Raw genomic sequence first — 8,120 nt, 5'->3', positions numbered from 1 at the left:
TTCGACACAATTTGCGTCAAAATTAACGTGCAAGTTATTGATTTACGATAGATTACAGCCCTATGGCAATGATGGACACCCCTTCCCAGGACGCCAGCTCCATGGCCTTGCCCGGGCTGGGTCGCGCCCTGGTCAGCGCCGGCAAGCTGGAGCAGCGCGCCGCAGAGGACATTTACCGGAAGGCCCAGACCTCGCGCACCAGCTTCATCGCCGAGCTGACCGCTTCCGCGGCCGTGTCGCCCTCCGACCTCGTGCACACGATGTCGGCCGCTTTCGCGGCCCCGCTGCTGGATCTGGACGCGATCGATCCCGAACGCCTGCCCAAGGACCTGCTGGACCCCAGGATCTGCGCCGACTACCACATCGTTGTCCTGAGCAAGCGCAACAACCGCCTGATCGTTGCGACGGCCGATCCGTCTGACCGCCAGGCGGCAGAGAAGATCAAGTTCGCCACGCAGATGGGTGTGGACTGGGTCATTGCCGAGTACGACAAGCTCGGCAAGCTGCTCGAAGCACTGAATGTGTCCGCCGGCGAAGCGATGGACAACATCATTGGCGACGAATTCGAGTTCGACGATCTGGCCGCCGAGTCGGCCACCGAACCGCAGGACAAGGGCGCCGCGTCCGAAGTGGACGACGCACCGGTCGTCAAGTTCCTGCACAAGATGCTGATCGACGCGTTCAACATGCGCGCGTCCGACCTGCACTTCGAGCCCTACGAGCACAACTACCGCGTGCGCTTTCGCATCGACGGCGAACTGCGCGAGATCGCCTCGCCGCCCGTGGCCATCAAGGACAAGCTGGCCTCGCGCATCAAGGTCATCTCGCGCATGGACATCTCCGAGAAACGCGTCCCCCAGGATGGCCGGATGAAGCTCAAGGTCGGCCCGGACCGCGTGATCGACTTCCGCGTCAGTTCGCTGCCCACCCTGTTCGGCGAAAAGATCGTGATCCGTATCCTGGACCCGAGCAGCGCCAAGCTCGGCATCGACGCCCTGGGCTACGAACCCGAGGAAAAGGAGCGCCTGCTCGACGCCATCTCGCGCCCCTACGGCATGGTGCTGGTCACCGGCCCCACGGGTTCGGGCAAGACCGTGTCGCTCTACACTTGTCTGAACATTCTGAACAAGCCGGGGGTCAACATCTCGACCGCCGAAGACCCCTCGGAAATCAACTTGCCGGGGGTGAACCAGGTCAACGTCAACGAGAAAGCCGGCCTGACCTTCGCGGCCGCGCTCAAGGCCTTTCTGCGCCAGGATCCGGACGTGATCATGGTGGGCGAAATCCGTGACCTGGAGACCGCCGACATTGCCATCAAGGCCGCCCAGACCGGCCACATGGTGCTGTCGACGCTGCATACCAACGACGCACCGACCACGCTCACGCGGATGATGAACATGGGCATTCCCACGTTCAACATCGCTTCCAGCGTGATCCTGATCACCGCCCAGCGTCTGGCGCGCCGGCTGTGCCCGAACTGCAAGGAACCGCTGGACGCGCCACGCAAGGCGCTGCTCGATGCCGGCTTCAAACCCGAGGAGCTGGACGGCACCTGGACGCCGTACCGTCCCGTGGGCTGCTCGGCGTGCAACAACGGCTACAAGGGGCGGGTGGGCATCTACCAGGTCATGCCGATCTCGGAGGAAATCCAGCGCATCATCCTGCGCGGCGGTACCGCACTGGACATCGCCCAGCAGGCCAGCAAGGAGGGCGTGCGCACCCTGCGTGAATCGGGCCTGCTCAAGGTCAAGCAGGGCATGACGTCACTGGACGAGGTACTCAGCGTCACCAACGAGTGACAAACGCACGGGCAAGAAAGAGGAATTCATGGCGACCGCGGCATCGAAAGGCATCAAGGATTTCGTCTTCGAGTGGGAAGGCAAGGATCGCAACGGCAGGATCGTGCGCGGTGAAACGCGTGCCGGCGGCGAAAACCAGGTGCTCGCGTCACTGCGACGCCAGGGCGTGATACCGAGCAAGATCAAAAAACGCAAGATGCGTTCGGGCAAGCGGATCAAGCCCAAGGACATCGCCATCTTCACCCGGCAGCTGGCCACCATGATGAAAGCCGGCGTACCGCTGCTGCAGGCCTTTGACATCGTGGGCCGGGGCAACCCCAACCCCAGTGTCACCAAGCTGCTCAACGACATCCGTGCCGACATCGAAACAGGCACCTCGCTGAGTTCGGCCTTCCGAAAGCACCCGATCTATTTCGACAGCCTGTATTGCAACCTGGTCGAGGCCGGGGAGGCCGCCGGTATTCTGGAAGATCTGCTCGACCGCCTGGCCACCTATATGGAGAAGACCGAGGCGATCAAGTCCAAGATCCGGTCGGCCCTGATGTACCCGACATCGGTGATCATCGTGGCCTTCGTGGTGGTGGCCATCATCATGATTTTCGTGATCCCCTCATTCAAGGAGGTATTCACCTCGTTCGGAGCGGATCTGCCCGGCCCGACGCTGTTCGTGATCGCGATGAGCGAGTTCTTCGTCGAGTACTGGTGGCTGATTTTCGGCGTACTCGGCGGTGGCATCTACTTCTTCATGCAGGCATGGAAACGCAGCGAGAAGGTCCAGATGTTCATGGACCGGCTGCTGCTCAAGCTCCCCATCTTCGGCATACTCGTCGACAAGTCGGTGGTCGCCCGCTGGACCCGGACGCTCTCGACGATGTTCGCCGCCGGCGTGCCGCTGGTCGAAGCGCTGGACTCCGTGGGCGGGGCCTCGGGCAACTCCGTCTATGCCAAGGCCACGGAAAAAATCCAGCAGGAGGTGTCCACCGGCACCAGCCTGACCGTCGCCATGAACAACGCCAACCTCTTCCCGTCGATGGTGCTGCAGATGTGCGCGATCGGTGAGGAGTCCGGCTCGATCGACCACATGCTGGGCAAGGCGGCCGATTTCTACGAATCGGAAGTCGACGACATGGTGGCCGGTATCTCCAGCCTGATGGAACCCATCATCATCGTGGTACTGGGCACCATCATCGGCGGTATCGTGGTGTCCATGTACCTGCCCATCTTCAAGCTGGGCCAGGTCGTCTGATGTCGGCACCGGCTGTGATGGACGCCATCGTGCTGGGCATTCTCGGCATGCTCATTGGCAGCTTTCTGAATGTGGTCATCCACCGCCTGCCCAAGATGCTGGAGCGGCGCTGGGCCGACGAGTGCGCGTCGCTGCAGGCGACGGACATCGCCGCCGTCCCGGCCCCCGCTCCCGATGGCGGGGAAGACACCTACAACCTGCTCACACCCCGTTCGACCTGCCCCCATTGCGGGCACCGCATTCGCTGGTTCGAGAACATTCCCCTGCTCAGCTACGCCGCCCTGCGGGGCCGCTGCGCCGCCTGCCGCACGCCCATCGGCCTGCGCTACCCACTGATCGAGCTGCTGACGGCCGTGCTGTTCGCCTGGTGCGGCTGGCACTGGGGGCTGAGCTGGACCGCGCTGGCCTGGTGTGGTTTCTCGGCAGCCATCGTTTCACTGGCCGGCATCGACTGGGACACCACCCTGCTGCCCGACGACATCACGCTGCCGCTTCTGTGGGCTGGCCTGGCGCTGTCCGCCATGGGCATCCTCCAGGTGTCGCTGGAAGACGCCGTGTGGGGCGCCATGGCCGGCTATCTCTCGCTCTGGCTGGTGTACTGGGCTTTCCGGCTTGCCACCGGCAAGGAAGGCATGGGTTTTGGCGATTTCAAGCTGTTCGCCGCGCTGGGTGCGTGGTTCGGCTGGAATGCCCTGGTTCCCATCATCCTGATGGCCTCGGTGATCGGCGCCGTGGTCGGCATCGGTATCAAGCTGATCGGGCAACTGCGTGATGGCGGCTATGTCCCCTTCGGTCCCTTCCTGGCGTTGGCCGGCCTCACGGCCATGGTCATCGGTCCGCAGCGCATTCTCTCGGTGATCGGGTTGTGAGCAAACCATTTTCCTGGCGACTCGGCCTGACCGGCGGCATTGGCAGCGGCAAGAGTACGGTGGCGCAGCTGCTGGCGCTGCGGGGTGCCTGCGTGATCGATGCCGATGCGCTCTCCCGTGCCAGCACGGGCCCGGGCGGCGCCGCCATCCCCGCGATCCGCGACGCATTCGGGCCCGATTTCATCGGTGCGGACGGCGCCTTGCTTCGTGAGCGCATGCGCGAGCGGGTGTTCGCACACCCGCAAGACCGGCTCACGCTCGAACGCATCGTCCACCCCATTGTGGCCGCGCAATCCCGGGCCATGGTCGAGCAGGCCGGCTCGGCACCCATCGTGTTCGATGTGCCGCTGCTGGTCGAGTCACGCCAGTGGCCCCAGCGGGTGGACCGTGTCTGGGTGGTGGACTGCACCGTGGAGACACAAGTGGCACGGGTGCAGGCCCGCAGTGGCTGGACGGCCGACGCCGTCAAGTCCGTCATCGGGCAGCAGGCCAGCCGCGCACAGCGCCTGCCGGCAGCCGACGCCGTCATCTTCAACGATGGCATCGATCTCGTCACACTCGAGCACCTGGTCGCTGATCTGGCGGCCGGGTTCGGGCTATGATGGTGACGATGCGGGTACGATGATGCGCCCATGGACCCCAGACACGCCGTGATCCTGTACGAATACCCCTTCAACGAACGCATTCGGACTTACCTCCGGCTGGAACACCTGTTTCGGCGCCTGGGCGAACTCATGCCCAGGGAGCACCCGCTCGACCACCATTTCGCCATTCAGACCATCTTCGAGATCATGGATGTCGCGTCGCGTGTGGACATGCGGTCCGACGTGCTCAAGGACATCGAGAAGCACAGGCAGCATCTCAACAGCTACCGCGGCAACCCGGCGATCTCCGAGCATGCCCTGGACGAGGCGATCGGACAGCTCGAGGAGCGCTTCGCCAATCTGAATGCCATGAACGGCAAGGCTGGCCAGAGTCTGACGGAGAACGACTGGCTCATGAGCATCCGCAGCCGCATTGGCATTCCGGGCGGCACCTGTGAGTTCGACCTCCCCGCCTACTACGACTGGCAGCACCGTCCATGCCGGGAGCGCCAGGACGACCTGCAGCGTTGGGCCGGCACGCTCGTCCCCTTGGCAGAGGCCATCATGCTGCTGCTCAAGATGCTGCGCGACTCCGGCTCACCCCAGAAGGTGGTGGCCCCCGGTGGTCAGTTCCAGCAGACCTTGCCACAGGGCCGGACCTTCCAGTTGCTGCGATTGCGCATCGACCCGGGCCCCGGCTGGGTACCGGAAATCAGCGGCAACCGGCTCATGGTGTCGGTACGGCTGCTGACACGGGGCCCCGACGAGCGGATGCATCCGGTGCAGGAAGACGGCAGTTTCGAGTTGAGCCTGTGCGCGTGAGGCCCGGTATGCCGTCGAGCCTGCCAGAAGCCCCCATCACAGCAGCCCACAGGACGGTGAAGTGCCCCGCCTGCGGCGGCCCCAGTGTGTACGCCACCAGCAATCCGTACCGACCGTTTTGCAGCGCGCGCTGCCGGCAGATCGACCTGGGTGCCTGGGCATCAGAACAGTTTGCGCTGCCGGCATCGGCACCCGATCCAGATCTCGATCCTGATTTCGCATCGGGTTGAACCCGTTTCAGCAGCTGGGCGAAACGCCTGCTTCCTCCATCAGCCACGTCAGCACCGGCACGGCACCGGCCAGCACGGGTTGGCATTGCACCGGCAGCGTCTCCCACGAAAAACGCTGGCCTTCCCGCATGTGCATGTCGCCTCGCCACTCGCGCACCTTGCAAAAATGCAGGCGAACCCGCCCGTGCGGGTACTCGACCAGTGACTCGCGCCAGGGATGCACCGGGCCAATGGTCACGCCGATTTCTTCGTGCAGCTCGCGTTGCAGTGCCTGCGCCACGGTTTCACCGGCCTCCAGTTTGCCGCCCGGAAATTCCCAGTAGCCCGCATAGACCTTGCCTGGCGGGCGTGTGGTCAGCAGGTAGCGCCCCTGCGCGTCGATGAGGATACCGACAGCCACATCAATCACCGCCTGCGGTGCCGTCTGGCGGCCGCTCAGCCCACCGTCCACCACCAGCACCGATTCGGTCTGCCCTGTCACCCGGCTGCCTCCCCCACCGTCGCCCGCTCGGCGCCGCGGGCGCCGGCGTAATCGCGCGCGAACTGATAGGCCACGCGGCCACTGCGCGAACCGCGCTCCAGCGCCCATACCAGGGCCTGCGGTCGGGCCGCTTCCGCATCCTGGGCGGAAACGCCGAACGATTGCAGCCATTGCGACACGATGCGCAGGTACTCGTCCTGGCTGAAGGGGTAGAAACTCACCCACAGCCCGAAACGCTCGGACAGGGATATTTTCTCCTCCACCACCTCGCCCGGATGTACCTCACCGTCGGCCGTGTGCGTGTAGGACAGGTTCTCCTTCATGTACTCGGGCAGCAGATGACGGCGGTTGCTGGTCGCATAGATCAGCACATTCTGGCCCGTGGCCGAGACCGAACCGTCGAGGATGGACTTGAGCGCCTTGTAGCCGGCCTCGCCCTCCTCGAAGCTGAGGTCGTCGCAAAAAACGATGAAACGCTCCGGCCGGTCCGCCACGATGTCCACGATGTCGGGCAGGTCCACCAGATCGGACTTGTCCACCTCGATCAGCCGCAGCCCCCGCTGCGCGTACGCATTCAGGCAGGCCTTGACCAGCGAGGACTTGCCCGTGCCCCGTGCGCCGGTCAGCAGCACGTTGTTGGCAGGCAAACCCTGCACGAACTGCTCGGTGTTGCGCTGGATCTTTTCCTTCTGACCATCGACGACCTGGATGTCCTGCAGCCGCATTTGCGCCACGTGGCGCACCGGCTCCAGGACGCCATGACCACCGCTGCGCTTGCGGTAGCGGAAGGCGATCGAGGCGGTCCAGTCAGGCTCGCCCATGGGTCTGGGCAGCACGGCTTCGATGCGGCCGATCAACTGCTCGGCGCGCTGCAGGAGTCGTTCGAATTGCTCGTTCATCGCAGGTGGCTCAGGAGCGGTAGTCGGCATTGATCGAGACGTAGTCATGGCTGAAATCGCAGGTCCACACGGTCTCGGTCGCGTCGCCACGTCCCAGTCCGATGCGCACCAGGATTTCGGGCGCCTTCATCACCCGCTGGCCATCTTCCTCGCGGTAGTCGGGGTTGCGGCCACCGGCCTTGACCACATGCACATTACCCAGATACAGCTCGATCTTCGTCGCATCCAGGTCGTCGATGCCTGCGTAGCCCACCGCCGCCAGGATACGGCCCAGGTTCGGGTCGCTGGCAAAGAACGCCGTCTTGACCAGCGGCGAATGGGCCACCGCATAGGCCACCTTGAGGCATTCCTCCTGGTTGGCCCCTCCTTCGACCCGCACCGTGATGAACTTGGTCGCCCCTTCACCATCGCGCACGATGGCATGGGCCAGAAACTGCGCCACCTCGGTCAGAGCCAGCAGCAAAGCCTGCCCCTCGGCACTGTCCAGGTCGGTGATCGGTGCATGCCCGGCCTGGCCGGTCGCCACGAGCACAAAGGAGTCGTTGGTCGAGGTGTCGCCATCGACCGTCACGCGATTGAAGGACGCATCGGCCAGGCGTGCGACCAGCGCATCCATGAGCCCGGGCGCCACCGCTGCGTCGGTCGCAACGAAGCCGAGCATGGTGGCCATGTTGGGACGGATCATGCCCGCCCCCTTGGCAATGCCGCTGATCGAAACCTCGTGCCCGGCGACACGTAAGCGCCGGCTGACGGCCTTGGGCACCGTATCGGTGGTCATGATGCCCTCGGCGGCCTTCAGCCACTGGGCGCCGGTTGCCGCCTCTGGCGTGGCGGCATCGGCCAGGGCCGATGGCAAACCGGCCAGCAGACGGTCCAGGGGCAGGGGCTCCATGATCACACCGGTCGAGAACGGCAGCACCTGCTCGTGCGGCACCCCCAGGGCGCGGGCCACGGCCAGCGCGGTCTGGCGCGCATCGGCCAGGCCGGCCTCGCCGGTGCCGGCGTTCGCATTGCCGGTGTTCACCACCATGGCACGCACGCCCTGCCCGGCCGCCAGATGATCACGACAGACCTGCACCGGCGCCGCCGCGTAGCGAGGCTGTCCCCATCGGTCACACTCTCCGTACCCCCGGTCTCGGTCGGCGCCGTGTAGGTGACGTTGGACAGGTGGCCGGCCTTGGCCTCCATCT

Annotated in this window: 8 protein-coding genes and 1 pseudogene; 6 read left to right on the top strand and 3 right to left on the bottom strand. The window is 64.7% G+C overall.

Annotated elements, in window-relative coordinates; translation table 11 throughout:
• Positions 1 to 62 precede the first annotated feature (62 nt).
• From pilB to PHQ87_RS12320, 6 genes are read left to right on the top strand one after another with little or no spacing between them, the layout of a single operon-like run.
• A complete protein-coding gene (gene pilB / locus PHQ87_RS12345; RefSeq protein ID WP_300234694.1) occupies positions 63 to 1,799 on the top strand; it encodes a type IV-A pilus assembly ATPase PilB in 1,737 nt (578 codons plus the stop codon).
• A gap of 28 nt (positions 1,800 to 1,827) precedes the next feature.
• The gene (locus PHQ87_RS12340) at positions 1,828 to 3,045 is read left to right on the top strand and encodes a type II secretion system F family protein (RefSeq protein WP_300234693.1); all 1,218 of its coding nucleotides are present in this window, start codon (positions 1,828 to 1,830) and stop codon (positions 3,043 to 3,045) included.
• Positions 3,045 to 3,914 carry an A24 family peptidase gene (locus tag PHQ87_RS12335; RefSeq protein ID WP_300234692.1) on the top strand — a complete coding sequence of 290 codons (870 nt, stop codon included), beginning with the start codon at positions 3,045 to 3,047 and terminating at the stop codon, positions 3,912 to 3,914. Before PHQ87_RS12340 ends, PHQ87_RS12335 begins: the two co-directional genes overlap by 1 nt.
• A complete protein-coding gene (gene coaE / locus PHQ87_RS12330) occupies positions 3,911 to 4,516 on the top strand; it encodes a dephospho-CoA kinase (RefSeq protein WP_300234690.1) in 606 nt (201 codons plus the stop codon). The genes PHQ87_RS12335 and coaE overlap by 4 nt, the downstream gene beginning before the upstream one ends.
• A gap of 48 nt (positions 4,517 to 4,564) precedes the next feature.
• Positions 4,565 to 5,320 (top strand): cell division protein ZapD, encoded by a 756-nt coding sequence (gene zapD, locus PHQ87_RS12325; protein ID WP_300234701.1) that lies wholly within the window; start codon positions 4,565 to 4,567, stop codon positions 5,318 to 5,320.
• Positions 5,321 to 5,328: 8 nt separating this feature from the next.
• Positions 5,329 to 5,550: a DNA gyrase inhibitor YacG gene (locus tag PHQ87_RS12320; RefSeq protein WP_300234688.1), complete on the top strand. Its 222-nt coding sequence runs from the start codon at positions 5,329 to 5,331 to the stop codon at positions 5,548 to 5,550.
• Positions 5,551 to 5,557: 7 nt separating this feature from the next.
• Here PHQ87_RS12320 and PHQ87_RS12315 read toward each other — a convergent pair whose 3' ends face one another.
• The 3 genes and pseudogenes from PHQ87_RS12315 to argJ all read right to left on the bottom strand — a co-directional run.
• The gene (locus tag PHQ87_RS12315) at positions 5,558 to 6,010 is read right to left on the bottom strand and encodes a (deoxy)nucleoside triphosphate pyrophosphohydrolase (RefSeq protein ID WP_300234698.1); all 453 of its coding nucleotides are present in this window, start codon (positions 6,008 to 6,010) and stop codon (positions 5,558 to 5,560) included.
• A 17-nt stretch (positions 6,011 to 6,027) separates the two neighbouring features.
• Complete coding sequence (locus PHQ87_RS12310; RefSeq protein ID WP_300234686.1) at positions 6,028 to 6,930, bottom strand: ATP-binding protein; 903 nt, start codon at positions 6,928 to 6,930, stop codon at positions 6,028 to 6,030.
• Positions 6,931 to 6,940: 10 nt separating this feature from the next.
• A pseudogene (gene argJ, locus PHQ87_RS12305) lies at positions 6,941 to 8,038 on the bottom strand (bifunctional glutamate N-acetyltransferase/amino-acid acetyltransferase ArgJ); the annotation flags it as partial.
• Positions 8,039 to 8,120 lie beyond the last annotated feature (82 nt).

It is taken from the genome of Hydrogenophaga sp. (assembly GCF_028698005.1).
Taxonomy (GTDB): Bacteria; Pseudomonadota; Gammaproteobacteria; order Burkholderiales; family Burkholderiaceae_C; genus Hydrogenophaga.
The sequence above is the reverse complement of the archived record's forward strand: the minus strand, read 5'-3'. Positions and strand labels throughout refer to the sequence as shown.

Excerpts from the sequence above, each read along its gene's own strand:
- PHQ87_RS12335 (WP_300234692.1), top strand. The coding sequence starts at position 3,045 with ATGTCGGCACCGGCTGTGATGGACGCCATCGTGCTGGGCATTCTCGGC.
- PHQ87_RS12340 (WP_300234693.1), top strand. The coding sequence starts at position 1,828 with ATGGCGACCGCGGCATCGAAAGGCATCAAGGATTTCGTCTTCGAGTGG.
- PHQ87_RS12320 (WP_300234688.1), top strand. The coding sequence starts at position 5,329 with ATGCCGTCGAGCCTGCCAGAAGCCCCCATCACAGCAGCCCACAGGACG.
- pilB (WP_300234694.1), top strand. The coding sequence starts at position 63 with ATGGCAATGATGGACACCCCTTCCCAGGACGCCAGCTCCATGGCCTTG.
- PHQ87_RS12310 (WP_300234686.1), bottom strand. The coding sequence starts at position 6,930 with ATGAACGAGCAATTCGAACGACTCCTGCAGCGCGCCGAGCAGTTGATC.